The 25,733-nt window shown below is 71.5% G+C and carries 22 protein-coding genes and 2 pseudogenes; 15 read left to right on the forward strand and 9 right to left on the reverse strand.

What is annotated here, in order from left to right; translation table 11 throughout:
• Positions 1–273 precede the first annotated feature (273 nt).
• The 10 genes from ACWD0Y_RS21725 (at position 274) to ACWD0Y_RS21770 (ending at position 8,419) form a co-directional block, all read left to right on the forward strand.
• Positions 274–1,251, forward strand: a complete 978-nt coding sequence (locus ACWD0Y_RS21725; RefSeq protein WP_450261975.1) for a Rossmann-like and DUF2520 domain-containing protein — start codon at positions 274–276, stop codon at positions 1,249–1,251.
• Entirely contained in the window at positions 1,248–2,369 is a 1,122-nt protein-coding gene (panC, locus tag ACWD0Y_RS21730) for a pantoate--beta-alanine ligase (protein WP_450261976.1), read from the forward strand. The genes ACWD0Y_RS21725 and panC overlap by 4 nt, the downstream gene beginning before the upstream one ends.
• Positions 2,366–4,105, forward strand: a complete 1,740-nt coding sequence (locus tag ACWD0Y_RS21735; RefSeq protein WP_450261977.1) for an L-aspartate oxidase — start codon at positions 2,366–2,368, stop codon at positions 4,103–4,105. Before panC ends, ACWD0Y_RS21735 begins: the two co-directional genes overlap by 4 nt.
• Before the next feature lie 2 nt (positions 4,106–4,107).
• On the forward strand, positions 4,108–5,109 hold the full coding sequence (nadC, locus tag ACWD0Y_RS21740) for a carboxylating nicotinate-nucleotide diphosphorylase (RefSeq protein ID WP_450261978.1): 1,002 nt from the start codon (positions 4,108–4,110) through the stop codon (positions 5,107–5,109).
• Positions 5,110–5,112: 3 nt separating this feature from the next.
• Positions 5,113–5,919, forward strand: coding sequence for a type III pantothenate kinase (locus ACWD0Y_RS21745; protein ID WP_138904395.1), 807 nt, complete (start codon positions 5,113–5,115; stop codon positions 5,917–5,919).
• A gap of 175 nt (positions 5,920–6,094) precedes the next feature.
• Positions 6,095–6,661 carry a hypothetical protein gene (locus ACWD0Y_RS21750; protein ID WP_450262008.1) on the forward strand — a complete coding sequence of 189 codons (567 nt, stop codon included), beginning with the start codon at positions 6,095–6,097 and terminating at the stop codon, positions 6,659–6,661.
• A 14-nt stretch (positions 6,662–6,675) separates the two neighbouring features.
• The gene (locus ACWD0Y_RS21755) at positions 6,676–6,861 is read left to right on the forward strand and encodes a hypothetical protein (RefSeq protein WP_093799725.1); all 186 of its coding nucleotides are present in this window, start codon (positions 6,676–6,678) and stop codon (positions 6,859–6,861) included.
• Positions 6,862–6,970: 109 nt separating this feature from the next.
• Positions 6,971–7,411 (forward strand): BlaI/MecI/CopY family transcriptional regulator, encoded by a 441-nt coding sequence (locus ACWD0Y_RS21760; protein WP_450261979.1) that lies wholly within the window; start codon positions 6,971–6,973, stop codon positions 7,409–7,411.
• 9 nt (positions 7,412–7,420) lie between these two features.
• Positions 7,421–7,939 carry an amino-acid N-acetyltransferase gene (locus tag ACWD0Y_RS21765; RefSeq protein WP_093799724.1) on the forward strand — a complete coding sequence of 173 codons (519 nt, stop codon included), beginning with the start codon at positions 7,421–7,423 and terminating at the stop codon, positions 7,937–7,939.
• A gap of 144 nt (positions 7,940–8,083) precedes the next feature.
• Positions 8,084–8,419, forward strand: a complete 336-nt coding sequence (locus tag ACWD0Y_RS21770; protein ID WP_344495277.1) for a histone-like nucleoid-structuring protein Lsr2 — start codon at positions 8,084–8,086, stop codon at positions 8,417–8,419.
• Here ACWD0Y_RS21770 and ACWD0Y_RS21775 read toward each other — a convergent pair.
• The gene (locus tag ACWD0Y_RS21775) at positions 8,398–9,018 is read right to left on the reverse strand and encodes an SCO3374 family protein (protein ID WP_450261980.1); all 621 of its coding nucleotides are present in this window, start codon (positions 9,016–9,018) and stop codon (positions 8,398–8,400) included. The genes ACWD0Y_RS21770 and ACWD0Y_RS21775 overlap by 22 nt on opposite strands.
• Positions 9,019–9,448: 430 nt before the next feature.
• On the opposite strand from ACWD0Y_RS21775, the gene ACWD0Y_RS21780 reads away from it, so the two are divergent.
• A complete protein-coding gene (locus ACWD0Y_RS21780) occupies positions 9,449–11,977 on the forward strand; it encodes an ATP-dependent Clp protease ATP-binding subunit (protein WP_450261981.1) in 2,529 nt (842 codons plus the stop codon).
• A 202-nt stretch (positions 11,978–12,179) separates the two neighbouring features.
• On the opposite strand, the gene dacB is transcribed toward ACWD0Y_RS21780, so the two are convergent.
• Both dacB and ACWD0Y_RS21790 read right to left on the reverse strand, forming a co-directional pair.
• On the reverse strand, positions 12,180–13,820 hold the full coding sequence (dacB, locus tag ACWD0Y_RS21785) for a D-alanyl-D-alanine carboxypeptidase/D-alanyl-D-alanine endopeptidase (protein ID WP_450261982.1): 1,641 nt from the start codon (positions 13,818–13,820) through the stop codon (positions 12,180–12,182).
• Between the two features lie 166 nt (positions 13,821–13,986).
• A complete protein-coding gene (locus tag ACWD0Y_RS21790; protein ID WP_450261983.1) occupies positions 13,987–17,319 on the reverse strand; it encodes an NACHT domain-containing protein in 3,333 nt (1,110 codons plus the stop codon).
• A 440-nt stretch (positions 17,320–17,759) separates the two neighbouring features.
• On the opposite strand from ACWD0Y_RS21790, the gene ACWD0Y_RS21795 reads away from it, so the two are divergent.
• Entirely contained in the window at positions 17,760–18,467 is a 708-nt protein-coding gene (locus ACWD0Y_RS21795; RefSeq protein WP_450262009.1) for a M23 family metallopeptidase, read from the forward strand.
• Here ACWD0Y_RS21795 and ACWD0Y_RS21800 read toward each other — a convergent pair.
• Complete coding sequence (locus ACWD0Y_RS21800) at positions 18,457–19,029, reverse strand: TetR/AcrR family transcriptional regulator (protein ID WP_450261984.1); 573 nt, start codon at positions 19,027–19,029, stop codon at positions 18,457–18,459. The two genes, ACWD0Y_RS21795 and ACWD0Y_RS21800, sit on opposite strands and share 11 nt — an antisense overlap.
• 144 nt (positions 19,030–19,173) lie before the next feature.
• Between ACWD0Y_RS21800 and ACWD0Y_RS21805 the strand changes: the two genes are divergently transcribed.
• From ACWD0Y_RS21805 to ACWD0Y_RS21815, 3 genes and pseudogenes are all read left to right on the forward strand, one after another.
• Positions 19,174–20,721, forward strand: a complete 1,548-nt coding sequence (locus ACWD0Y_RS21805) for an MDR family MFS transporter (RefSeq protein WP_450261985.1) — start codon at positions 19,174–19,176, stop codon at positions 20,719–20,721.
• Positions 20,722–20,884: 163 nt separating this feature from the next.
• Positions 20,885–20,965, forward strand: a pseudogene (locus tag ACWD0Y_RS21810) (helix-turn-helix transcriptional regulator); the annotation flags it as partial.
• Positions 20,966–21,245: pseudogene (locus tag ACWD0Y_RS21815) on the forward strand (VOC family protein); the annotation flags it as partial.
• Positions 21,246–21,264: 19 nt separating this feature from the next.
• On the opposite strand, the gene cseC reads toward ACWD0Y_RS21815, so the two are convergent.
• From cseC to ACWD0Y_RS21840, 5 genes are all read right to left on the reverse strand, one after another.
• On the reverse strand, positions 21,265–22,554 hold the full coding sequence (cseC, locus tag ACWD0Y_RS21820) for a two-component system sensor histidine kinase CseC (protein ID WP_450262010.1): 1,290 nt from the start codon (positions 22,552–22,554) through the stop codon (positions 21,265–21,267).
• Between the two features lie 74 nt (positions 22,555–22,628).
• Positions 22,629–23,333, reverse strand: coding sequence for a two-component system response regulator CseB (gene cseB / locus ACWD0Y_RS21825; protein WP_450261986.1), 705 nt, complete (start codon positions 23,331–23,333; stop codon positions 22,629–22,631).
• Between the two features lie 30 nt (positions 23,334–23,363).
• Complete coding sequence (locus ACWD0Y_RS21830) at positions 23,364–24,032, reverse strand: hypothetical protein (protein WP_450261987.1); 669 nt, start codon at positions 24,030–24,032, stop codon at positions 23,364–23,366.
• Complete coding sequence (locus ACWD0Y_RS21835) at positions 24,020–24,577, reverse strand: SigE family RNA polymerase sigma factor (protein ID WP_450261988.1); 558 nt, start codon at positions 24,575–24,577, stop codon at positions 24,020–24,022. The genes ACWD0Y_RS21830 and ACWD0Y_RS21835 overlap by 13 nt, the downstream gene beginning before the upstream one ends.
• Before the next feature lie 195 nt (positions 24,578–24,772).
• The gene (locus ACWD0Y_RS21840) at positions 24,773–25,693 is read right to left on the reverse strand and encodes an A/G-specific adenine glycosylase (RefSeq protein ID WP_450261989.1); all 921 of its coding nucleotides are present in this window, start codon (positions 25,691–25,693) and stop codon (positions 24,773–24,775) included.
• Positions 25,694–25,733 lie beyond the last annotated feature (40 nt).

The following is a 25,733-nucleotide window of genomic DNA, read 5'->3' on the forward strand; positions in this document are numbered from 1 at the left end:
CGCGGGGCGCGCCGCCGCTGCGCCGGCCGCTCCCCGGGCGCCGTCCGCGCGGAGGAGCGCGAAAGTACGCGACCGGAGCCCTTCCACGCGGTGAGCCCGCGCCTGCGCTGCTCCTGCTCACCGGTGTCCGTCATCAGCGGGCATCGCGTACGGCTGTGCCCGTGCCCACAGCCTGTGGACAGCGAAGCGGACGCGCGAAACGCTGGCGTAGCATGACGAGAAATCGTCCGGTACCCCCTGCGGACTGGAACGGAAGGCCGTCCCCGCGTGAACGTGAACGCACCAAACGCAGCACATGAGCCCCTGGACGCCAGGGACCGCCCTGCCCGCCTCACCGTCGGCGTGGTCGGAGCCGGCCGGGTCGGCCCCGCGCTCGCCGCCGCGCTGCGGCTCGCGGGCCACCGCCCGGTCGCCGTCTCCGGCGTCTCGGACGCGTCCGTACGCAGGGCCGCCGCGCTCCTGCCCGACGTCCCGATCGTCACCCCCGCCGAGGTCCTGGCCCGTGCCGAGCTCGTCCTGCTGACCGTCCCCGACGACGCCCTGCCGGGCCTGGTGGAGGGCCTCGCCGAGACCGGCGCCGTCCGTCCGGGACAGCTGATCGTGCACACCTCGGGGCGGTACGGGACGGGCGTCCTCGCACCCGCCCTGCGCGCCGGCGCGCTGCCCCTCGCCCTGCACCCCGCCATGACGTTCACGGGAACGTCCGTGGACGTCCAGCGGCTGGCCGGCTGTTCCTTCGGCATCACCGCGCCCGATGAGCTGCGTCTCGCCGCCGAGGCCCTGGTCATCGAGATGGGCGGCGAGCCCGAGTGGGTCGCGGAAGAGGCGCGTCCGCTCTATCACGCGGCTCTCGCCCTCGGCGCGAACCACCTGGTCACCCTGGTCGCCCAGTCCATGGAGCTGCTCCGTACGGCAGGCGTCGGGGCCCCCGACCGGATGCTCGGCCCGCTCCTGGGCGCCGCCCTCGACAACGCCCTGCGCTCCGGCGACGCGGCCCTCACCGGACCCGTCGCGCGCGGCGACGCGGGAACGGTCGCCGCGCACGTCACGGAGCTCCGCAAGCACGCGCCGCAGACCGTCGCCGGATACCTCGCCATGGCCCGTACGACCGCCGACCGCGCCCTCGCGCACGGGCTGCTCAAACCGGAGCTCGCCGAGGACCTTCTGGACGTACTGGCCGACCGGGCCGGGACCGACGGGGCCGGGACCGACGGGGCCGGGACCGACGGGGCCGAGGGAGACGACCGATGAGCAGCACCTCCGAGACCTCGGAGACCTCCGGGGCCTTCCGGCTGGTCCCCACGCGCGAGGACCTCCAGCACGTCCTCGGCCAGTACGCCCCCGGCCGCTCCGGCGCCCCCGGCCGCACCGCCGTCGTCATGACCATGGGCGCCCTGCACGAGGGCCACGCGACGCTCGTCCGCGCCGCACGGGACCACGTGGGGCCCGAGGGCTTCGTCGTCGTCACCGTCTTCGTCAACCCGCTCCAGTTCGGCGCCGGCGAGGACCTCGACCGCTACCCCCGCACCCTGGACGCCGACCTCGCCCTCGCCGCACAGGCCGGTGCGAACGCCGTGTTCGCGCCGTCCGTGGACGAGGTCTACCCGGGCGGCGAGCCGCAGGTCCGTATCGCCGCCGGGCCGATGGGCGAACGCCTCGAAGGGGCGTCCCGCCCCGGCCACTTCGACGGCATGCTGACCGTCGTCGCGAAGCTGCTGCACCTGACCGGGCCCGACGCCGCCTTCTTCGGGCAGAAGGACGCCCAGCAGCTCGCCCTGATCCGCCGCATGGTGCGCGACCTGAACTTCCCCGTCGAGATCGTCGGCGTACCGACGGTCCGTGAGGACGACGGCCTGGCCCTGTCCAGCCGCAACCGCTACCTCTCGCCGGCCGAGCGCCGCACCGCGCTCGCCCTCTCCCGCGCGCTGTTCGCCGGCCGTGACCGGCTCGCCGCCCAGGAGGCACTGCACGCGCGCGCGACCGCTCTCGGCGGCCCGCACCCCGCCCGCGCCGCAGCCCTCGCGGCCGTCGGCGAGACACGCGCGGCGGCCGACGCGCACGCCGTCGAGCAGGCGGGCCACGCGGACCTGAGCGGTCCCGCGGCCGTCCGCGCGGCGGCATCCGCCGTCCTGGACACCGCCACGCGCTCCGACCCGCCGCTCACCCTCGACTACGTCGCCCTGGTGGACCCGTCCGACTTCACCGAGGTCCCCGACACCTACCGCGGCGACGCGGTCCTCGCCGTGGCCGCCAGGGTCGGCGCCACACGGCTGATCGACAACATCCCGCTGACCTTCGCCCACGGAGCCGGCGAAGACAGCGAAGACAGCGAAGACGGCCAGGACAGCGAGCAGGGAGCTTCGGCATGACCCGTACCGGTATACGGCTGAAGGCCCCCGCCCCCGGCTGGACCGTCGAGGCCGACGTCGTGGTCGTCGGCTCCGGCGTCGCCGGCCTCACCGCCGCCCTGCGCTGCACCGCCGCCGGCCTGCGCACGGTCGTCGTCACCAAGGCCCGCCTCGACGACGGCTCCACGCGCTGGGCGCAGGGCGGTATTGCCGCCGCCCTCGGCGACGGGGACACCCCGGAACAGCACCTGGACGACACGCTCGTCGCGGGCGCGGGCCTGTGCGACGAGGAGGCCGTGCGGACCCTGGTCACCGAGGGCCCGGACGCCGTACGCCGCCTGATCGACACCGGCGCCCTCTTCGACACCGACCCCGAATCGGGCGCCATCCAGCTCACCCGCGAGGGCGGCCACCACCGCCGCCGCATCGCCCACGCGGGCGGCGACGCGACCGGCGCGGAGATCTCCCGGGCGCTCGTCGAGGCGGTACGGTCCGCCTCTCTTCGTACGATCGAGAACGCCCTGGTCCTGGACCTGCTGACGGACCTCGACGGGCGCACGGCGGGCGTCACCCTGCACGTCATGGGCGAGGGCCAGCACGACGGCGTCGGCGCCGTCCGGGCCCCGGCCGTCGTCCTCGCCACCGGCGGCATGGGGCAGGTCTTCTCGGCCACCACCAACCCGTCCGTCTCGACGGGCGACGGCGTCGCGCTCGCCCTGCGCGCCGGTGCGGAGGTCTCGGACCTCGAATTCGTCCAGTTCCACCCCACCGTGCTCTTCCTGGGCGCCGACGCGGAGGGCCAGCAGCCGCTGGTCTCCGAGGCGGTACGCGGCGAGGGCGCCCACCTGGTCGACGCGGACGGCGTGCGCTTCATGGTCGGGCAGCACGAACTGGCGGAGCTGGCCCCCCGCGACATCGTCGCCAAGGGCATCATGCGGCGGATGCGCGAGCAGGGCGCCGAGCACATGTACCTCGACGCCCGGCACTTCGGCGCCGAGATGTGGGAGTCCCGCTTCCCGACCATCCTGGCGGCCTGCCGCTCCCACGGCATCGACCCGGTCACCGAGCCGGTCCCGGTCGCCCCGGCGGCCCACTACGCGTCCGGCGGCGTACGGACGGACCTGCACGGCCGTACGACGGTCCCGGGCCTGTACGCGTGCGGCGAGGTGGCGTGCACGGGCGTGCACGGCGCGAACCGGCTCGCGTCCAACTCCCTCCTGGAGGGCCTGGTCTTCGCGGAACGCATCGCCGAGGACATCGCGGCCCGCCCCGCCGCCCCCGGCCCCGCCGTACGGAGCGAGGAGGCCCCCGGCCCGCTCCTCGACCCGGCCACCCGCATCGAGATCCAGCGGATCATGACGGCGGGCGCGGGAGTGCTCCGGTCGGCGGCCAGCCTCGACCACGCGGCGGACGCCCTGGAGGCCCTGTACCGCAGCGCGGCCGCCGAAGCGGACCGGGACCGGGACCCGGGGAACGGCGCCGACGGCACCAAGGACACCAAGGACACCAAGGACACGGAGCCCGGCGTCGACGCCTGGGAGGCCACCAACCTCCTCCTCGTCTCGCGCGTCCTGGTCGCCGCCGCCCGCGCGCGCGAGGAGACCCGCGGCTGCCACTGGCGCGAGGACCGTCCCGACCGCGACGACGACACCTGGCGCAGCCACCTCGTCGTACGGCTCACGCCCGGCCGCACCCTCGCCGTACACCGCACCGAATCCGCCTCATTCCCGCCCGTACACCTCCCGAGGGAGCAGTAACCGTGAGTACGCCCGACAACCCCCAGCTCCTGCCGACCGCGTCCGGCGGCTGCGGCGACTCCTGCGGCTGCGAAGGCGACGGGACGGAGGCGACGTACGAACTCGACACCGCCGAGTGCGGCCTCGACCCCGATCTCGTCCAGCTCCTCGTCGCGGCGGGCCTCGACCCCGTCGAGGTCGAGGACGTCGCGAACGTCGCCCTGGCCGAGGACCTCGCCCACGGCCCCGACGTCACCACCGTCGCGACCGTCCCCGAGGACGCCGTCGCGACCGGCGACTTCACGGCCCGCGAGGCCGGCACCGTCGCGGGCCTGCGCGTCGCCGAAGCGGTCCTGTCCATCGTCTGCACGGACGAGTTCGAGGTCGAGCGGCACGTCGAGGACGGCGACCGCGTCGAGGCCGGGCAGAAGCTGATCAGCGTCACCACCCGCACCCGCGACCTGCTCACCGGCGAGCGCAGCGCGCTCAACCTGCTGTGCCGCCTGTCGGGCATCGCGACCGCCACCCGCGCGTGGGCGGACGCTCTGGAGGGCACGGGCGCCAAGGTCCGCGACACCCGCAAGACGACGCCCGGCCTGCGCGCCCTGGAGAAGTTCGCGGTCCGCTGCGGCGGCGGCGTCAACCACCGCATGTCCCTCTCGGACGCGGCGCTCGTCAAGGACAACCACGTGGTCGCGGCGGGCGGTGTGGCCGAGGCGTTCACGCTCGTGCGCAAGGCGTTCCCCGAGGTCCCCATCGAGGTCGAGGTCGACACGCTCGCCCAGGTCACCGAGGTCCTGGAGGCGGGCGCCGACCTGATCCTCCTGGACAACTTCACCCCGGAGCAGACCGCCGAGGCGGTCGCTCTCGTGAACGGCCGCGCGACCCTCGAATCCTCCGGCCGCCTCACCCTGGAGAACGCCCGCGCGTACGCGGACACGGGCGTCGATTACCTCGCCGTCGGGGCTCTCACGCACTCCTCCCCGATCCTCGACATCGGCCTCGACCTGCGCGAGGCGGAGTAACCCATGCTGCTCACCATCGACGTCGGCAACACGCACACCGTCCTCGGCCTGTTCGACGGGGAGGAGATCGTCGAGCACTGGCGCATCTCCACCGACGCCCGCCGCACGGCTGACGAGCTCGCCGTACTCCTCCAGGGCCTGATGGGCATGCACCCGCTCCTCGGCGACGAACTGGGCGACGGCATCGAGGGCATCGCGATCTGCTCCACCGTCCCGTCCGTCCTGCACGAGCTGCGCGAGGTGACCCGCCGCTACTACGGCGACGTCCCGGCCGTGCTCGTCGAGCCGGGCATCAAGACGGGCGTGCCGATCCTGATGGACAACCCGAAGGAGGTCGGCGCGGACCGCATCATCAACGCGGTCGCGGCGGTCGAGCTCTACGGCGGCCCGGCGATCGTCGTGGACTTCGGCACGGCGACGACGTTCGACGCGGTGTCGGCGCGCGGCGAGTACACGGGTGGCGTCATCGCCCCGGGCATCGAGATCTCGGTCGAGGCGCTCGGCGTCAAGGGAGCCCAGCTGCGCAAGATCGAGCTGGCCCGCCCCCGCAGCGTGATCGGCAAGAACACCGTCGAGGCCATGCAGTCGGGCATCGTGTACGGCTTCGCGGGCCAGGTCGACGGTGTCACGCAGCGCATGGCGCGCGAGCTCGTGGGCCCCGACGGCGACCCGGACGACGTGACCGTCATCGCGACGGGCGGCCTGGCCCCGATGGTGCTCGGCGAGTCCTCGGAGATCGACGAGCACGAACCGTGGCTGACCCTGATCGGCCTGCGCCTGGTGTACGAGCGCAACGTCGCCCGGATGTGACGCCGGGCGGAGGTGAGGCCGGGCCGGGCGGAGGTGACGTCGCCCGGAGGTGACGCCGGGCGGGTGCGACCGCGGAAAGGCCGTCCGGCGCGCCGTCATACATGCATTAAGCAGATTGTGTCTGTTTAGTGCGTATTGTCACTGCATGCCCACGCCATACGGTTCCCGTGGCGGCATGGCGTTCGGCGCGGACGAGCTGCGTGTGCTCCGACGCGCCCTCGCCATCGCCCTCCATCCCGCGTCACTGTCCGACGAAGACGTCCAGGACTGCCTGCGCCTCGCCGGCACCCTGGACGAGGCGGTCCGCGAGGCGGGCCGGCTGCGCGCGTTCCTCCTCGCCGACCTCGCCCGATACCGCGCCGCACTCCCCGCGGCCGCCAGCGGCTACCTGGGGCTGCTCCAGGACGCCCTGGCCACCGGCTACCAGCCGACCCCCGACGACCTCGTGGCGCTGCGCACCCTGCGCGGCATGCCGGCCGGCGAGCTGCTCCACGACCACTGCCGGGCCATCGTGGAACAGTCCGTACGGGCCCGCCTGGCCGGCCGCAGCGACGCGCCCCTCCCGCGCGCCCGGCTGCTGGCCATCGCCGGCGGCCGCGCCACGGCCGACGACGAACCGTCGAAGCCCAGGGGCCCGTCGCCGGGACGCGAGCCCGCGCAGCGTCCGACGCCGAAGCCTTCCGAGGTGTTCCCGCCCCGCAGGCGCCCCGCGCCCCCGCGGGAGCGAAGGGTGGCGGGGTAGCTACCCTGGACGGCATGGACTACGTTTCCGCGCTCCTGCCCCCCGTGGTGATGGCCGCGTTCTTCATCGCCCTGGTCACCACGATCGTCAAGACGCAGGGCGGCTCCAACAAGGCCAAGGAAGACGCGGCCGTGGACGCCACCCTCGCCCGCGCCGAGTCCGCCCGGCAGGCGGGAACCCCCAAGACCGGCGGCGCCTGACCCCGCCCGCCCCGCACTTCACCAGGGCGTACGACTCGTTTCGAGCCGTACGCCCTTTTCGCTGCGCAAATAACCTGCCATTACCGATATTTCCTACTATGGTGGCGCTGTGCCTCGCCAATTGGGAGAGCTGGAAGACGCCGTCATGACGCGCGTGTGGCAGTGGAACCGACCGGTCACCGTCCGGGAAGTCCTCGAGGACCTTCAGAAGGAACGGTCCATCGCCTACACCACGGTCATGACCGTAATGGACAATCTCCATCAGAAGGGCTGGGTGCGCAGGGAAGTCGACGGCCGTGCCTATCGATATACGGCCGTGTCCACCCGGGCCGCCTACTCGGCCGCACTGATGAACGAAGCCTGGTCGACGAGTGACAACCCCGCGGCGGCTCTTGTCGCGTTCTTCGGCATGATGTCGGCGGAGCAGCGCGAAGCCCTTCAGGACGCGATGCGCGTCGTTCAGCGCGACGATCCCGCGACCGATCCCGCAACTGATACGGCAACCGGACCGGCAGAGGGTGACGAGAGCCCCGGCGCTCCGGGGCGATAGCGTCCAGGTATGTCTTCAGAGCTAAAAGCCATCACCGTCCGGCGGGCGAGGACCAGTGATGTGCCGTCCGTACGCCGCCTCGTGGACACGTACGCGCAGAAGCGGATCCTGCTCGACAAAGCGAACGTGACCCTTTACGAGGACATCCAGGAGTTCTGGGTCGCCGAACGCGACGAGGACGGGGCCGTGGTCGGCTGCGGTGCGCTGCACGTGATGTGGGAAGACCTCGCCGAAGTCCGCACTCTCGCCGTGGACCCGTCCTTCAAGGGCGCCGGAGTCGGACATCACGTGCTGGACAAGCTGCTCCAGACCGCCCGCTGGCTCGGTGTGCGCAAGGTTTTCTGTCTCACCTTCGAAGTCGAGTTCTTCATCAAGCACGGCTTCGTGGAGATCGGAGAGGCGCCGGTCGACGGAGATGTCTACAGCGAGCTGCTGCGTTCCTATGACGAGGGTGTAGCAGAGTTCCTCGGTCTCGAACGAGTGAAGCCGAACACCTTGGGCAACAGCCGGATGCTTCTGCACCTGTGATCGACAGAAGCGGTCAGATCCCTATGTCCGAAACGCGCACGTTTCCCGTCTTCTTGAGGTACTGAACCTCCTCCGGGGGTTTGTGTTTTCCAGGGAAAAGCGGTTTCCTTTCCGCGTACTGCATTTTCGATGAAAGGAAATCCGGTGGCACAGAAGGTTCAGGTCCTTCTTGTCGATGACCTCGACGGCGTCGAGGCGGACGAGACCGTGACGTTCGCTCTGGACGGCAAGACCTACGAGATCGACCTCACCACCGCGAACGCGGACAAGCTCCGTAGCTTGCTCGACCCGTACACCAAGAGCGGCCGGCGCACCGGTGGCCGTGCGGCTTCGGGCCGTGGCAAGACGCGCGCGGCCGCGGGCGGCAACCAGAACACCGCCGAGATCCGTAAGTGGGCCAAGGCCAACGGTTACAACGTGAATGACCGCGGCCGCGTCCCGGCCGACATCCGTGAGGCCTACGAGAAGGCCAACGGCTGAGCATTCGCGTGAGCGGAATTCGCACGCAACAACTGGGCCCGGTGGCATTCCGTCGCCGCCGTGCTCACGAGTCGTACGAGATCGGGTGTTTCCCCACGGCATCCGAGCCCGGCGAAGGCCGGCAGCGTCGGTTCCACCTCGTGCCGCGGCTCGGGGGGCCGCAGCCAGACGGCGGCCCCCTGCGACCCGTCGCCCGGTGATCCGCCGCTCCGCCGGCCGGCCCACCCCGGCGGCGAGGGCGCGGTCATCTGCCCGCCCGCGCCGATCGCGCGCAGATCCAGGGCGACGCCGCCCCACTCCAGCCAGTCGAGCAGCCCGGGCAGTTCCTCGGCGCTCCCCGCGGCCACCAGCAGCCGCATCCGCCGCCCTCCGAGCGCGACGGGACCCGTGAGCCCCGCGTGACGCCGCAGTACGGCGAAACCAGCGTCCTCGGGCAGCTCCAGCACGTCGAAGCGGAGCCCCGTCAGCAGCCGGACCGGCAGGCCCTCCGTGGCGGCCGGTGCGGAGGCCCAGCCGAGTTCGTGCTCGTACCACTGTGCGACGCCGTCCCCGGGCGGCAGGGGCAGCGGTGTGCGCGGCGGCGGAACCGTGGGCGTCATGTCCGGACCAACTGCCGAAGCGCTCCGAAGTTACGCTGCGTACCCGTCCGGGTGCGCTGCGTTGCCTCCGCGGGGGCGTGCGGAGGCATTCGGCGGCGCAAAGATGTTCGCCCATAGCTGAGGGAACCAGCGCGCGCCGCATGGAGTGTCAGTGCTTGCGGGTAAGACATCCCTAGTGGGAAGGGGCGACACGCTGGCCGGAGCGTCTCACGTTCGCCATCGGCGTAGTGGATGAACGGGTATCTGCTTGGCCTGCGGGAACATCGTCTCGCACCATCAGGTTGGAGCAGTTGTCGGCTGTTCGGGGCAGGAGGCCAAGGACGGGTGTCGGCAGTTGGAATGAGCTGTCCTGCCCAGCGGGACTAGCATGCGGAAGGACAGGGAGGGGACCGACCCCTAACTGCCTGACCGCTCTGAGGAGCGATTAACGATGTTCGAGAGGTTCACCGACCGCGCGCGGCGGGTTGTCGTCCTGGCTCAGGAAGAAGCCCGGATGCTCAACCACAACTACATCGGCACCGAGCACATCCTCCTGGGCCTTATCCACGAGGGTGAGGGTGTCGCCGCTAAGGCCCTGGAGAGCCTCGGGATTTCGCTCGAGGCGGTCCGCCAGCAGGTGGAGGAGATCATCGGTCAGGGCCAGCAGGCTCCGTCCGGTCACATCCCCTTCACCCCCCGTGCCAAGAAGGTCCTGGAGCTGTCGCTCCGCGAGGCTCTTCAGCTCGGCCACAACTACATCGGTACGGAGCACATCCTGCTCGGCCTGATCCGCGAGGGCGAGGGCGTCGCAGCCCAGGTCCTCGTGAAGCTGGGTGCCGATCTGAACCGGGTGCGGCAGCAGGTCATCCAGCTGCTCTCCGGCTACCAGGGCAAGGAGACCGCCGCCGCCGGCGGCCCGGCCGAGGGCACGCCCTCGACCTCCCTCGTCCTGGACCAGTTCGGCCGCAACCTGACGCAGGCCGCCCGCGAATCCAAGCTCGACCCGGTCATCGGGCGCGAGAAGGAGATCGAGCGGGTCATGCAGGTGCTGTCCCGCCGTACCAAGAACAACCCGGTCCTCATCGGCGAGCCCGGCGTCGGAAAGACGGCGGTCGTCGAGGGCCTGGCGCAGGCGATCGTCAAGGGCGAGGTGCCCGAGACCCTCAAGGACAAGCACCTCTACACCCTCGACCTCGGCGCGCTCGTCGCCGGTTCCCGCTACCGCGGTGACTTCGAGGAGCGCCTGAAGAAGGTCCTGAAGGAGATCCGCACCCGCGGCGACATCATCCTGTTCATCGACGAGCTCCACACCCTGGTGGGTGCGGGCGCCGCCGAGGGCGCGATCGACGCGGCTTCGATCCTGAAGCCGATGCTCGCCCGTGGTGAGCTCCAGACCATCGGTGCGACGACGCTCGACGAGTACCGCAAGCACCTCGAGAAGGACGCCGCGCTGGAGCGCCGCTTCCAGCCGATCCAGGTGGCGGAGCCTTCCCTCCCCCACACGATCGAGATCCTCAAGGGCCTGCGCGACCGCTACGAGGCGCACCACCGCGTCTCCATCACGGACTCGGCGCTGGTCGCGGCGGCCACCCTGGCCGACCGCTACATCTCGGACCGCTTCCTGCCGGACAAGGCGATCGACCTGATCGACGAGGCCGGTTCCCGGATGCGCATCCGCCGGATGACCGCACCGCCGGACCTCCGTGAGTTCGACGAGAAGATCGCCGGTGTCCGCAGGGACAAGGAGTCCGCGATCGACTCGCAGGACTTCGAGAAGGCGGCCTCTCTTCGCGACAAGGAGAAGCAGCTCCTCGCGGCCAAGACCAAGCGCGAGAAGGAGTGGAAGGCCGGCGACATGGACGTCGTCGCCGAGGTGGACGAGGAACTGATCGCGGAGGTCCTGGCCACGGCCACGGGCATCCCGGTCTTCAAGCTCACCGAGGAGGAGTCCTCCCGCCTGCTGCGCATGGAGGACGAGCTCCACAAGCGCGTCATCGGCCAGAAGGACGCCATCAAGGCCCTCTCGCAGGCGATCCGCCGTACGCGAGCCGGTCTGAAGGACCCGAAGCGCCCCGGTGGCTCGTTCATCTTCGCCGGTCCGTCCGGTGTCGGTAAGACCGAGCTTTCCAAGACGCTCGCCGAATTCCTCTTCGGCGACGAGGACGCGCTGATCTCCCTCGACATGTCGGAGTTCAGCGAGAAGCACACGGTTTCCCGCCTCTTCGGTTCTCCCCCCGGTTACGTGGGATACGAAGAGGGCGGACAGCTCACCGAGAAGGTGCGCCGCAAGCCGTTCTCCGTCGTTCTCTTCGACGAGGTCGAGAAGGCCCACCCCGATATCTTCAATTCCCTGCTCCAGATTCTGGAAGACGGTCGCCTGACCGACTCCCAGGGCCGGGTCGTGGACTTCAAGAACACGGTCATCATCATGACGACCAACCTCGGGACCCGGGACATCTCCAAGGGCTTCAACCTGGGCTTCGCGGCCCAGGGCGACGTCAAGACCGGTTACGAGCGGATGAAGAACAAGGTCAACGAAGAGCTCAAGCAGCACTTCCGCCCCGAGTTCCTCAACCGTGTCGACGACACGGTCGTCTTCCACCAGCTCACCGAGGAAGACATCATCCAGATCGTCGACCTCATGCTCGCCAAGGTGGACGAGCGCCTGAAGGACCGCGACATGGGCATCGAGCTCAGCTCGGAAGCCAAGTCGCTGCTCGCGAAGAAGGGTTACGACCCGGTCATGGGCGCCCGGCCGCTGCGCCGGACGATCCAGCGGGAGATCGAGGACATCCTGTCCGAGAAGATCCTCTTCGGCGAGCTGCGTCCCGGCCACATCGTGGTCGTCGACGTCGAGGGCGAGGGTGAGGCGAAGAAGTTCACCTTCCGCGGCGAGGAGAAGTCGGCCCTGCCCGACGTCCCCCCGATCGAGCAGGCGACGGGCGGCAGCAGCGGCCCGAACATGTCGAAGGACGCGTAACGGCGCCCTGACAGCCCGAAGGGGCGGCCCCGGAACCCTCGTGGTTCCGGGGCCGCCCCTTTTGTCCGTGCCCGCTGCTGCCGCTGGAGCTGCCGCCGACGGCGCCCCGGACGACGCGCGGGCGAGGTCTTCCCCGGTCGGCGGCAGAGCCTTGGCCGCGGGCGGCGGCACGGAGCAGGTGCTGACAGGGGCTGATGCCGTCTCAGCAGGGAGCCGGTTTGCGCCAGGAGCATTCGAGGGTGGTGTCGGTGGCGGGGGCGGCGGCCCGGGGGGCGGGCGGGCGTACCGGGGTGGTGGTGGTCCTGGTCGAGGAGGCGAGGGTGGTCACGATCGCGTCCTCGATGCCCTTGACCGAGGAGGCCAGGTAGTTGTTGAGGACGATGCTGTAGACCAGCTCGCGGCCGCCCGCGTCCGTGACGTACCCGGAGAGGGCGGAGGCGCCGGTCAGGGAGCCGGTCTTGGCCCGGGCGTTCAGGGCGGCCGGGGTCTTGCACATGCGGGAGCGGAGGGTGCCGCCGACGGCGCGGTCCGGGGCGCAGGCGACGGGGAGGGACGCGTACCAGTCGGCGTACCAGGGCGCGGTGCGTACGGCGAGGAGGAGCTTGGCGAGCTGGGCGGCCGGGATGTTGTTCATCCGGGAGAGGCCGGAGCCGTCGACCTGGCGGAGGGTGGCCGTGTCCACTCCCTCTGTGGCGAGGTGGGCGGAGATGGCGGCGAGGCCGGCGTTCCAGGTGCCCTTGCCGGCCGTCTCGTGGCCGATGGTCTTGGTGAGGGCCTCGGCGTGCATGTTGTTCGACAGCTTCATGAAGGGGTGCATCAGCTCCTTGAGGGGCATGGACGTGTGGGTGGCGAGAGGCTTGGCGTCCTGGGGGGTGGGGCGGCCGAGGCGGGTGGGGCCTGTGACGCGTACGCCGTGGGCGGTCAGCGCGTCGGCGAAGACGGCGGCGGCGTAGCCGGTCGGCTCCCAGACGGTGACCCACTCCTTGGTGGGGTTCGCGCCGACAGGGATGTTGCCGGTGATGCTGATGGTGTTCGAGCCGTGTTGGCGTTCGACGGTGAGGGTGTCCGGCTGACCGGCGGGGACGGTCTTGGCGGCGCGGGCGTCGATGTCCACGTAGTCGGTGGGCGGGGTGAGGGTGAAGCGGGGAGCGGCGCCCGGCCCGGCGCCCGGGGCGGCCTCGACGACGACCGTGCCGGAGTCGTAGTCGGTGTCCGGGGCGACGGTGAGCGCCGAGATCTGGGCGGAGTAGTACGACGACTCGTCGTCGGCGGCCCACGAGCGGCCGAGGCGCTGGGTGTCGAAGCGGGTGTCGTCGGCGATCAGGCGGCCGGTGATCCGCTTGATGCCGGATTTCGCCACCTGGGCGGCGAGTTCGTCGTAGTCCTCGGCGAGGGTGGTGGGGTCGCCGGTGCCGCGCAGGTAGAGGTCGCCGCGGAGCACGGAGCCGTGGCGGCTGCCGGTGGAGAGGGCGTCCGTACGGTAGCGGTAGTCGGGGCCGAGGAGGGCCATGGCCGCGACGGAGGTGGGCAGCTTGGTGTTGGAGGCGGGCATGAGGCGGTCGGCGCCGTCGCGCTGGTAGAGCGTCTCGCCGGTGGTGGCGTCGGCGATCACGACGCTCGCGGCACCGCCGTCGAGGCGGGCGTCGGTGAGGATCGTGTCGATGGCGCCCTTGAGGCCGGTGTCGGAGGGGCCGGCTCCGGCGGGTGAGCTCCAGGTGAGCGTGCAGGCGAGACCGACGGCCACGGGCCAGATCCAGGGGCGGGTGCGGCGGGCGCGGGCGCGGGTGGGGGCGGGGTGCGTAGGGAGCGTGCGGCGCTTGGCGCGGATCACGGGTCTGCTCATGGCACAGGAGCATCCCGGACGGGGGCGGTTCCGGGAAGGACGCCCGGCCGCCCCTGTCCCGGCCGCGTCCGTCCCGGTGGCGTGCGGGGTGTGCGGGGTGTGCGTGTCGCGCATCTGCGGGCAAGAGGCCGGGGGAGGGGGGAAGGGAGGGAAGGGGGGCGGGGTTTCAGCTCGGACCGGCCGTGGGGCGCCGGTGGTCGTATCCGTACACCTCGATGTGCCCGGGGAGGCGGTCCAGGCCGTACACGGTGTGGGTGCGACGGGAGAAGTCGAGGACGCGGAGCTTGGGCAGTGACACCAGGGGCGTGACGTCGAAGGACTCCAGGACGGAGCCTTGGAGCGTCAGTTCTTCGAGGTGGGGGAACAGTTCCGGGACCCTGGCGAGCGAGGGCTCCGGAGTTTCGTCGTGGAGCCAGAATCCCGTGACGGACGGGAGGGACAGGGAGCGGGGGGCCCGGGCGACGGAGTCGCCGGTCACCGCGAGGGTGGACAGTCCGGGCAGCCGGCTGATCTCCGCCCACTCCTCCGGTTCCTGCGGCGCGCTCCGCGAGCCCAGGTGGAGGGCGGTCAAGGTCTCGCCGTACTTCCGGAGTCCGCGGAGGCCACCGGCCGGCCCGGCCGTCCTCTCCAGGTTGAGGAGAGCGAGGGGTGCCGACGCGGGCAGGTCCCGCAGCGACCAGCGGGCCCCGTTCCCCCTGAGGGTGAGGGACTCCAGGCGTTCCAGGGACGACAGCGGGCCGGGAGCGGCATCGTCGGCCAGGTCCAGGGTGAGCGCCCGCAGGGGCAGCCCTTCGAGCCCCGCGAGATCCGTCAGCCGGGGGCACTCGGAGACGAACAGTTCCGTGAGTCCGTCCTGGCCCCGGAGGAACGACACATCCCGCAGGGACGGATTCTCGCGGATGCGGGCATGGGTGAGCGACGCCTCGGCCGTGTACGTCCGCAGGGCGTGTGCGGAGAGGTCGCCTCTCGCGTCGAGCATCGGCCGGGTGCCGAGCGCGGCCAGGGCCGCGAGGTGGTCGTCCGCCGTGGCGGTGAAGTACAGCCCGGCGGGGTCGATCCGGGCGATGACCTCTTCGGCGTACGGGCCGGTCTCGAACCGGGCCCAGGACCAGATGAGTTGGGCGCGGACACGTCGGCCTTCGTACCCGGAGAACCGGGCGAGGTACGCGATCGCACGGTCCGACGGCACGTGGGACGCGGCGACGACCACCAGTACGGCGGTGGGTTCGTCCAGGTCCTCCGGACCCGGCAGCAGGTCCAGGATCATCGGGCCGGCCGCCGCGAGTTCGCGGGCCGCCCGGGTGTCCGCCGGCGGGATCAGGACCGCCGCGCGGCGCTCGGTCTCCTGGCGTACGGCCGGGGACAGTTCGGCGGCTTCCTCCAGGCAGGCCGCCGCGAGGAGGTGGACGCGGGTCCGCACGGCGGGGTCCGCGTGGGCGTCGCCGTGGGCGAGCAGGCCGGTGAAGAACTCCGCGCGCTCGCGCGGGCGCGCGTGGGCGACCGCCATGCGGATGACGTCCTCCCACTGGTCGTCGGCCGCGTGGCCGGTCAGGACGCCGAAGTCGCCCTCGTCGACGGCGGCCCGTGCGCCGAGGAAGTCCTGGAAGGTGCGGTGGATGAACTCTACGGTCGCCGGGCCCGGTTGGCGGAGCAGGCCGCTGCGGTGCAGGAAGTGGTCGAAGACCGCCTTCGCGTCACCGAGCGCGGCCACCTCCGGGACGGCGGGCAGGGTGTCGGCGATGATGCTCTCGGCGCGCGAACGGTCCATCTCGGTGCGGCCGTTGCGGATCAGCCAGTACGCGAGGCGCTGGAGGAGCTGGACCTGCGGTTCTTCGCGCAGTTCGGGTACGCCGCCCATGTCGCGCTCGCGGTCGCGGCGGACCAGCAGCATCGAGAGCGCCGCCGTGTAGAGGTCCTTGCGGCCGAGGGGGAGGAAGCCGCGGCGGTCCCGGTGCAGGGCGCAGATCAGGGCGCACATCAGGGGGTTGGTGGCGAGACGGCCCAGGTCGGGCTTGGCGCGTACCGCTGCGAGGAGCTGGCGCTCGTACGACACCAAGGACGCGTCCTCGCCGTCCGAACCGGTACGGGCCGCCGCGTGCCAGCGCTTGACGAACGCCGCCACGTCCGCCGGGCTCATCGAGGAGAGCGTCAGCTCGGTGAAGCCCTCGTCCGCCAGCCAGTCCTCCCGTACGGCCGAGGGGCGGGACGTCACCAGCCAGCGGTTCCCCGGGTACGTGTCGATCAGGTCGCCCAGCCAGGCGCGGGTGCGGGAGCGTTCGGTCTCCGGGATCTCGTCGATGCCGTCGACCAGGACGAGGGCGCGGCCCGCCGTCAGGACGCGGGACTCCCATCCGGCGGGCTGCTCGCCGGCGAGCGGGGAGCCGACGGCGGCCAGGAAGTCCTTGGGGGCGGGGAGGCGCTCGCCGTGGCGGGTCAGGGTACGCAGGGGGAGGACGAAGGGGATCCGGTCGTGGAGGTACGCCATCCGGCCGGTGCCGTCCCGGCCGGTGCTGTCCCGGCGGGCGGCGGAGACCGCGAGCCACTGGACGAGCGTGGTCTTGCCGGAGCCCGCCTCGCCGCGCAGCAGGACGCGTTCGTGGCCGGCGAGGGCCTGGTCGGCGGGGCGGGTTCCGGGGAACGCGCGCGGGAGCGCCTCGGTGCCGCCGGGCCCGGAGGCCGGGGTCGTCTTCCAGTCGATCCGGCCCGCCAGGAGCCGGTGGTGGCCCCCGTACTTGGCGCGCGACTCCCGGAAGACCTGGGCCAGGTCGTCCTCGGCGGGTGCGGTGGCCGCCGCCTCCAGGCTCAGGTACGCCGCGTCCAGCGGCCACTTCCCCGGCGAGTTGGCCAGGTCGATGCCGAAGATCGTCAGCTTGCTGTGCTTCTTCGCCATGTGTGCCAGGTAACGCCCCTCGAAGGCCACGTCCTCGGCCCCCGGCAGCGGGCTGCGGGCGATGAGGGCGTCGACCTTGGCGATCAGTTCGCCCTGGCGGCGGCTCTGCGCGACGAGGGTCGCCGCGACGAAGGTCGAGCGCTGGGTGAAGAAGTGGACGATGTGCAGGCAGGTGGCGGTCAGGAGGCACTCGTAGAAGTACGTCTCGTCGGCCGACAGGTGGCGCTCGGGGCTGTCGCTCGCACGGCGCAGTTCCGTGGCCAGGGCGGTGTGGCCCAGGCCGACGGCCTCAACGTCCGTGAGGGTGAGGTCCCCCAGGGCGTACAACGTCGTGGTCAGGGCGTCCACGACCGCCTGGTCCTCGCCGGCGGGCAGCGGGCGCTCACCGGGGCCGGCCGCGCGCAGCGCCTGCTTGACCAGCTCGGCGGCCAGTCTGCGCAGGTCGGAGTGGGCGAGGGTGCGCTTCTCGCCCCGGAAGGAGACGTAACCGGCCAGGCGGACCGGTCGGTCGACCAGGCCGGCGCCGGGGGGCTGCGCCACGAAGAGCTTCTTCACCAGTGGCCCGGCGACGCTCGATGCGAGACGGGCTCCGACGACTGCGGGATCCACGTGCGGTCCCTCCCCCGAGGTCTGTGCTGAGCGCTGTTGGATCAGCGTATCGGGGGGCCTCGCGGTGACAAGGCGCACAGCGGTTTCGGGGCCTACGAGGCGCGGTAGTGGGCCCGCCGCGTGCCGGGCGGGGGACTTTCGGGTGGTGGGCGGCAGGACCTTCGGTCCCTGGGGGATGAGGGATGGAAACCTGGGCCGAAGGCCGGTTTGTACTGGTCTGGCGTGCCTTTAAACCACCCTAAGAGGGTTTATTTCCAGGCTTAGAGAGGGTGGTGGGGATACCGTCAAGAGTCGAATAGTTGATGACGGTAATACGGCCATTGGTAGTAGATAGGGCGTTTTGGGTGTGGTGGGGGCGCGGGTTACCAATGTGGAGCCAGCCCGGCGGACTGCCGGGTTCACTCACTCCCGGAGGTCCCTCCCGTATGCCGAAGTTCGACATGTTCTCCCGAGCCCGCTCCTCGTCCGTCCGTACCCGTCGCAACGCCGTCGTGGCCGCCGGGCTCGGCGCGTCGATGATGCTCGGCACGGCGGGCGTGGCGTTCGCCGTCGAGGGGACCGCTGCCACTGCCGTCGAGAAGCAGGCCGAGGTTCAGGCCAAGGCGGCAGTCAGTGCGAAGAAGGCCGCCGCCGACGCGAAGAAGGCGGCTGCCGACGCCAAGAAGGCGGCGGCAGTGAAGAAGGCCGCCACGGCGGCGGCGGCGAAGAAGGCGGCGGCCAAGAAGGCGGCCTCCTGGATGAAGCCGGTCCAGCACTACACGCTCAGCGCCACGTACGGCAAGGGCGGCAGCATGTGGGCCAGCAAGCACTCCGGGCAGGACTTCGCGGTGCCCGTCGGCACCGCCGTCGACGCTGTGCACGGCGGCACCGTCGTGAAGGCGGGCCCGAACGGTGCCGGTGACGGGCCGGCGTACGGCAACGCGATCGTGGTCAAGCACGACAACAACACGTACTCGCAGTACGCGCACCTGTCGAAGATCAACGTGTACCCCGGCCAGCAGGTCAAGACGGGCCAGCGCATAGCCCTCTCCGGCAACACCGGAAACTCCAGCGGCCCGCACCTGCACTTCGAGATCCGTACGACGCCGAACTACGGCACGGCGATCAACCCCGTGATGTTCCTCCGCTCGGAGGGCCTCAGCGTGTGACCCCCGGAGCCCGGCCGTGTGCCTGGCTCACCAGATCGATGGCGACCTCGAGAGCGGCCTTGCGCTTCTCCTCGGGGTCGCCTTCGGCGTCCCTGAGCACGAACATCCCCGCGTGCATCGTGAAGAGCGCGCTGACGCAGCGGACCTGGTCGGTCAGCACCGCGTCCGGGTCCTTCACCAGCTCCAGCAGCACGAACATGCGCTCCTTGAACGTCTCGCCGATGCTCAGGTCGCGCATCGTCGCCTGGTTCTCGTGCATGAAGCGGAAGAGGGGGGCGGCGGCGGAGAGGGCCTTGCTGTAGCGGGTCAGGATCTCCTTCTTCGTCTCCAGGGTGCGCGGCTGCTCCTGCCCCCAGGCGATCAGCTCGTCCACGGGCCTGGTGAGGTCCTGGAAGAGGCTGACGATGATGTCTTCCTTGGTCTTGAAGTGGTAGTAGAGCGCCGCCTTCGTGACGTCGAGCCGCTCGGCGATCTCGCGCAGCGAGGTCTTCTCGTACCCCTGCCCGGCGAAGAGCTCCAGGGCGACGTCCTGGATGCGCTGGCGAGTGTTGCCTCTGGACACGCTGCTCTCCCAAGAAAACTTACTTGACGCCCGGCTAGTTGGGGGTCTACTTTCACCCAGTGTAGTCAACTTGCCGGGCGGCAAGTAAGTGGCGGTAGGCAGCACTGCGGGCGGTAATGCGGGCAGTGGACAGGGAGCAGGTACATGAGCGCGACCGCGGAACAGACGAAACCGGTGAAGGCGGAGCCCCAGCCGCGCAGTGTGCGGGTGGTGCTGCTCGCGCTGATGATCGCGATGCTGCTGGCCATGCTCGACAACATGATCATCGGCACCGCCATGCCGACCATCGTGGGCGAGCTCGGCGGTCTGGAGCACCTGTCCTGGGTGGTCACGGCGTACACCCTGGCCACCGCGGCCTCGACACCCATCTGGGGCAAGCTCGGCGACCTGTACGGACGCAAGGGCGTCTTCCTCACCGCCATCGTCGTCTTCCTCCTCGGATCCGTGCTCAGCGGCATGGCCCAGGACATGGGCCAGCTGATCGGCTTCCGCGCCGTCCAGGGGCTCGGCGCCGGCGGTCTGATGGTCGGCGTCATGGCGATCATCGGCGACCTGATCCCGCCGCGCGAGCGCGGCAGGTACCAGGGCATGATGGCCGGCGTGATGGCGCTCGCCATGATCGGCGGGCCGCTCGTCGGCGGCACCATCACCGACCACCTGGGCTGGCGCTGGAGCTTCTACATCAACCTGCCGCTCGGCGCGATCGCGCTGGCGATGGTCACCGCCGTACTGCACCTGCCGAAGAAGGAGCGGTCGCAGGCGCGGATCGACTACCTCGGCGCGGGGCTGCTGACGGTCGGCATCACGGCGATCGTGCTGGTCACGACCTGGGGCGGTACGGAGTACGCCTGGTCCTCGGCCGTCATCATGGAGCTCATCGCCCTCGGTGTCGCCGCACTCGTCGGCTTCCTCTTCGTCGAGTCCAGGGCCGCCGAGCCGATCATGCCGCTGCACATCTTCCGCAACCGCAACTTCACGCTGATGTCGGTGATCGGCTTCCTGACGGGCTTCGTGATGTTCGGCGCGGTGCTCTTCCTGCCGCTGTTCCAGCAGTCCGTCCAGGGTGCCTCGGCGACCAACTCCGGTCTGCTGCTGCTTCCGATGCTGATGTCGATGATGGTCGTCTCGCTGATCGCGGGCCGGATGACCACCAGCAACGGCAAGTACAGGATCTTCCCCATCCTGGGCGGCGCGCTGATGGTCGTCGGGCTGCTGCTGCTCTCCCGGATGGACACGGACACGTCGCGGCTGACCTCGGGCGTCTACATGGCCGTACTGGGCGCCGGCATGGGCTTCCTGATGCAGATCACGATGCTCGTCGCGCAGAACAGCGTCGAGATGAAGGACATGGGCGTCGCGTCCTCCTCGGCGACCCTCTTCCGTACGCTCGGCAGCTCCTTCGGCGTCTCGGTCATGGGCGCGCTCTTCAACAGCCGGGTGCAGGACGCGATGACCGAGCGGGGCGGGGCGGCCGTCACCCAGCAGTCGGCGCAGCTGGACGCGGCGAGCCTGACGAAGCTGCCGGACCAGGTGCGGGAGGCGTACCAGTTCGCGGTGGCCTCCGGGACGCAGGCGGCGTTCCTGCTGGGCGGACTGATCGCGGTGATCGGGTTCGCGGCGGCCTTCTTCGTGAAGGAGGTGCCGCTGCGGGGCGCGGGGCCGCAGCCGGCGCCGGCGCCGGCTGCCGACTGAGCGGCGGGAAAAGCTTCCCCCGCGGTCCTGCGGGACGTGTGGGAGGTGTGGGGCGGCCCCCGGTGTTCGCGCCGGGGGCCGCCCGCTGTCAGTGCCGCACGGCAGCATCGAAGACGTGGACACCGCGGCCCCGGCCACCGCGCACCTCGCCCGTCTCGCCCACCTGCGGCAGCTGCGCCTCGCCAAGGACGCGATGGACCGCGACTGGGCCGAGCCGCTCGACCTGGACGCGGTGTCCGCGCACACGCTCATGTGCCCGGGACCGCCCGCGATGGATCCCGAGTCCGCCGACGCGCTCAGGAAGCTCGTCTCCCAGGGGGGTTCTGGGAGCCGGTGTGCTGGCCACGGACGACGTCCACGGCGATTACGAGACGTTGAAGGCGCGCGGGGCGGAGTTCCTCCAGGCCCCGCAGGAGCGCCCGTACGGCACGGAGGCGATCTTCCGGGACGACTCCGGGAACTGGTTCTCGTCCACCCGGGCGCGGGAGGGCGGCCTCGACATGGAGAAGGACTGGACCTGCTAGGACCGCCGGGGCCCGCCCGCTAAGGGCGGGTCCCGGCGTCCGGGAGCTGTACGACCGGGAAGCTGCCGGTGGCGGTCGGCGCGTGCTCCGGCAGCCACAGGACCGCGATCGCCCCGCCGTCCCGTTGCGCGTTGCGGAAGGTGAGGCGTGCCCCGAGGACGCGCGCCTGGCCGGCCGCGATCGTCAGGCCCAGGCCGTGCCCGCGCCCCGCCCGGTCGCTGCTGCCCGTACGGAACCGGCTCGGCCCCTCCTTGAGCAGCGCCTCCGGGAATCCGGGCCCGTGGTCGCGGACCCGGACGACCCGGCCCTCGACCGTGACCTCGAAGGGAGCCCTGCCGTGCTTGGCGGCATTGCCGAGGAGGTTGACGAGGATGCGTTCCAGGCGGCGCGGGTCGGTGTTCACCCACGACTCGTGCACCACCCGGACCACCGCGTCCGGGTCGAAGAGCGCGACCCGGCGGCCGACGAACTCGCCGAGCGCGATCTCCTGGAGCTCCGCCCGCTCCGCCGCGCTGTCGAGCCGCGCCACCTCCAGCACGTCCTCGACGAGCGTGCGCATGGCCTGCGCCCGGTCCCGCACGAGCTCGGTCGGACGGCCGGGCGGGAGCAGCTCGGCCGCCGTGAGCAGGCCGGTGACCGGGGTGCGCAGTTCGTGGGCGATGTCCGCGGTGACGCGGCGCTCCGCTTCCAGCCGCTCCTGGAGGGCGTCGGTCATGGCGTCGACCGCGCGCGCGAGCTCGTCGGTCTCGTCGCGTACGACGCCGCCGATGGCGTCCCGCACGCGTACCTCCGTGTTTCCCTGCGCGACCTTGCCCGCGGCGGCGGCCGCCTTGCGCAGGCGGCGGGAGAGCTGGCCGCCGATCAGCACGCCGAGCGCGCAGCCGCCGAAGACGACCGAGACCGAACCGATGACCAGGGCGCGGTCGAGGTCGTCCATGACGGTGGCGCTGCGGTCGGTGAACCGGGTGTGCAGCGACAGGACGTCCCCGTTGGCGAGGGGCGCGGCGGCCCACACGTCGGGCACGTCGTCGCGGCCCTCCGTGACGTAGGTGGCCCGGCGGCCGTTGGCCATGCTGGCCTTGAGCTCTTCGGGCAGGGCCGGATCGTTGAGCTTGGTGCCGAACCGGGGCTCGCGCGAGGACTCGTACCACCGCTGGGCGAACTGCAGGCGCTCGATCTGCACGTCACGGGCGTTGTCGAGCATCGAGACGCGGGCGGCGTTGTGCACGACGAGGCTGAGCGCGACGGCGATGAGCGCGCCGACGGCGGCGATCGCGATGCTGATCTTCCAGCGGACACCGGTGCGCAGGGCGGGACGCGGAGCGGCCGGGGCGCCGCCCCGCGCCCCGGCCCCCGGACGCCGGACGGGCCGGAAACGCCGGCTCACGGCTTCAACTTGTAGCCGAAGCCGCGGACCGTCTCGATGCGGTCCTGGCCGATCTTGGTACGCAGGCGCTGCACATGGACGTCCACCACCCGGGTGTCCCCGCCCCACCCGTAGTCCCAGACCCGCCCCAGCAGCTTGTCGCGCGACAGCACCGTGCCCGGCGCGGACGAGAACTCCAGCAGCAGCCGCATCTCCGTCGGCGTCAGCCCCACCGGCTCACCGCTCCTGCGGACCTCCATGCCCTCGGTGTCGACTTCCAGCTCGCCGAAGACGAGCAGCCCGCCGTCCGGCCCCGCGTCCCCGTCGGACGTACGGCCGTCCGGCCCGCCCGCGTGCCCGAAGCGGCGCAGCACCGCGCGGATCCGGGCCACGAGCACCGCCCCGTCGAAGGGCTTCGTCACGTAGTCGTCGGCCCCCGCCTCCAGGCCCAGTACGACGTCGATCGAGTCGGCCCGCGCCGACAGCATGATCACCGGCACCGTCGACTCGTCCCTGATGCGCCGGCACAGGCTCACGCCGTCCAGGCCGGGCACCATCACATCGAGCAGCGCGATGTCCGGCCGGTCGCTGCGGAAGGCCTCGAGGCCCGACAGCCCGTCGGGCATGGCGGTGACGGTGAAGCCGTCGCGCTCCAGCGCGAGCTGTGTCGCCTCGCGGATGACGTCGTCGTCCTCCACGAACAGGACATGGGTCTCGGCCATCGGCTGCTCTCTGCTCTCTCGGTGGTTCTCTCAGCCGTCCGACGGGCCGGTCGGAGCAGCCTCGGGTCCGACCGCGTCGCCGTCCCCGCCGACCGCACGGCTGAAGTCGTTGTGCACGTGGTCCTGCACGGTGAACTTGCTCCCGGACCAGCGGTAGGTGATCACTTCTTCGCCGGACGGGTACGCCATCGGGTCGTCCTTCCCGTAGACCGGCTTGGTCAGCACCAGGTCACCGCGGTCGATCTCCGCGTAGACCGCCGGGCTCTCGGCCGCGAAGACGTTCTTGTACGCGCCCTCGTCCTCGCGGTACACATACGTCCCGATGCCCACGGCGTCCCCGCACGTCATCACGTTCACCACGACGTCGTTGGCGGTCCCGCCGGTCAGCTTCCCGTACGACGTGTCGACCGGGTACTCGTCCTTGACGCACGGCTTCAGGTCCCGCTTCACCGTGGCGCTGACCTCCGGGTCCCCCTGGAGCAGCGCCACCGCGTCGACCCGCTTGGCGGCGGGCTGCGACGGCTCGTCCTCCGAGAGGGTGGCCCTGGCCACCGGGTCCGTACGCGCCGGACCCGCGTCCCGCGCGCCCGTCCCCCCGGCGTGGCACGACACCACGAACAGGCCGACGACGGCGGCACCGGCCATCGCCGTGCCGCCCGCCGCCAGTGAGGACCTGCTGCCCCTGCCTAGGCCGCGCAACGCTCCATCTCCCGTTCGTCGCCCTGCTCCGCACGCTCCAGGGCGTGCGCGTCCAGTTCGCGGCTCTCCAGCTCCTGCCGGAGTCGGGCCAGTGCCCGGTGCAGCGTGCTCTTGACCGTACCCGCCGACATGCCGAGGGCCGCGGCGGTCTCCTCCGTGCTCATCTGCTCCCAGTGTCGCAGCACGACCACACTGCGCTGCTTGGGTGCCAGTACGCCGAGTATGTCCATCAGCAGGGCGCGGTCCGCACGCTGCTCGGTGCCGTCCTCGACGCTCGCGTCGGGCAGCTGCTCGGTCGGGACCTCTTCGAGCCTGCGGGCGCGCCACCACTCGGTCCGCGTGTTGATCATGACGCGGCGCAGGTAGGCGTCGGCCAGCGACTTGTCCGCTATGCCGTCCCAGCGGCCGTACGTACGCGCCAGCGCGGTCTGGAGGAGGTCCTGGGCGTCCACCGGGTCGGGGACCAGACGTCTGGCACTGCGCAGCAGGGCATCCTGCCGAGTGCGTACGTACTCTTCGAATTCGAGCACCTCGCCGTGCGCCATCAAGAACCGCCTCCGTCCCACTTGCCAACCCCGTGACCTGCTTGCTTACGGCGATGACGCTACGGAGGCGTTGTCACGGCACTGTCCGGGGCAGCCGTCGGCAAACGCACGGCTACCCATCGGTTGTGTAACGGCGGACGCGCGACGGCGGCTGTGTACGGGCTGTGTGCGGGCTGTGCCCGGACGGCGCTGCGCTCAGGCGGCGGGGAGCCGGTAGAGGCCGTTCCCCAGGGGCTCCACGAGCCCGTCCGCGACCAGTCCGTCCAGCGCCCGCGCCCGCTGCACCGGTTCGTGCCACACCGCGTCGAGCGCGGCCTGCGGAACCGGCTCGTCCGCGTCCCTGAGGACGGCGAGGAGCTTGCCGCGCACCTGGCGGTCCGTACCGGCGTACGTCTGACCGCGCCGCGGCGGCCCGTCGTGCGCCGGCTTGCCCGCCAGCCGCCACGCGCACTGTCCGGAGACCGGGCAGACCCCGCAGTCCGGGCTCTTCGCGGTGCACACGAGCGCGCCGAGCTCCATCGAGGCCGCCGCCCACCGGGCCGCACGCGCCTCCTCGTCGGGGAGGAGGGCGCGGGCGATCCTGCGCTCGGCGGCGGTGGTGGCGTTCGGCGGGTACTGGACGCCGGTGACCGTACGGGCGAAGACGCGGCGGACGTTCGTGTCGAGGACGGGGTGGCGCTGCCCGTACGCGAAGGAGGCGACGGCCGCGGCCGTGTACTCGCCGACCCCGGGCAGGGCGAGGAGCTGGGCGTGGTCGCTCGGTACGTCGCCGTCGTGCCGGTCCGTCATCGCGACGGCCGCGCCGTGCAGCCGCAGCGCGCGGCGCGGGTAGCCGAGCCTGCCCCAGGCGCGGACCGCTTCGCCGGGGGCGTCGGCGGCCAGGTCGGCGGGGCGCGGCCAGCGCCGCATCCACTGCTCGTACACCGGCAGGACACGGCTGACCGGTGTCTGCTGGAGCATGAACTCGCTGACCATCACACCCCAGGCGCCGGCTTCGGGCCGGCGCCAGGGCAGGTCGCGGGCGTTCGCGTCGAACCACGCGATGACGGGGGTGTGGAGGGCGGTGGCGGCGGTGGCGGCGGTCGCGTTCGTGGGGGTTTCACTTGTGGCAGTCATGGCACCACCGATCCTGACACGTTTCGGCGCGCGATCCCGG

The sequence above is a fragment of the Streptomyces altiplanensis genome, from assembly GCF_053591575.1.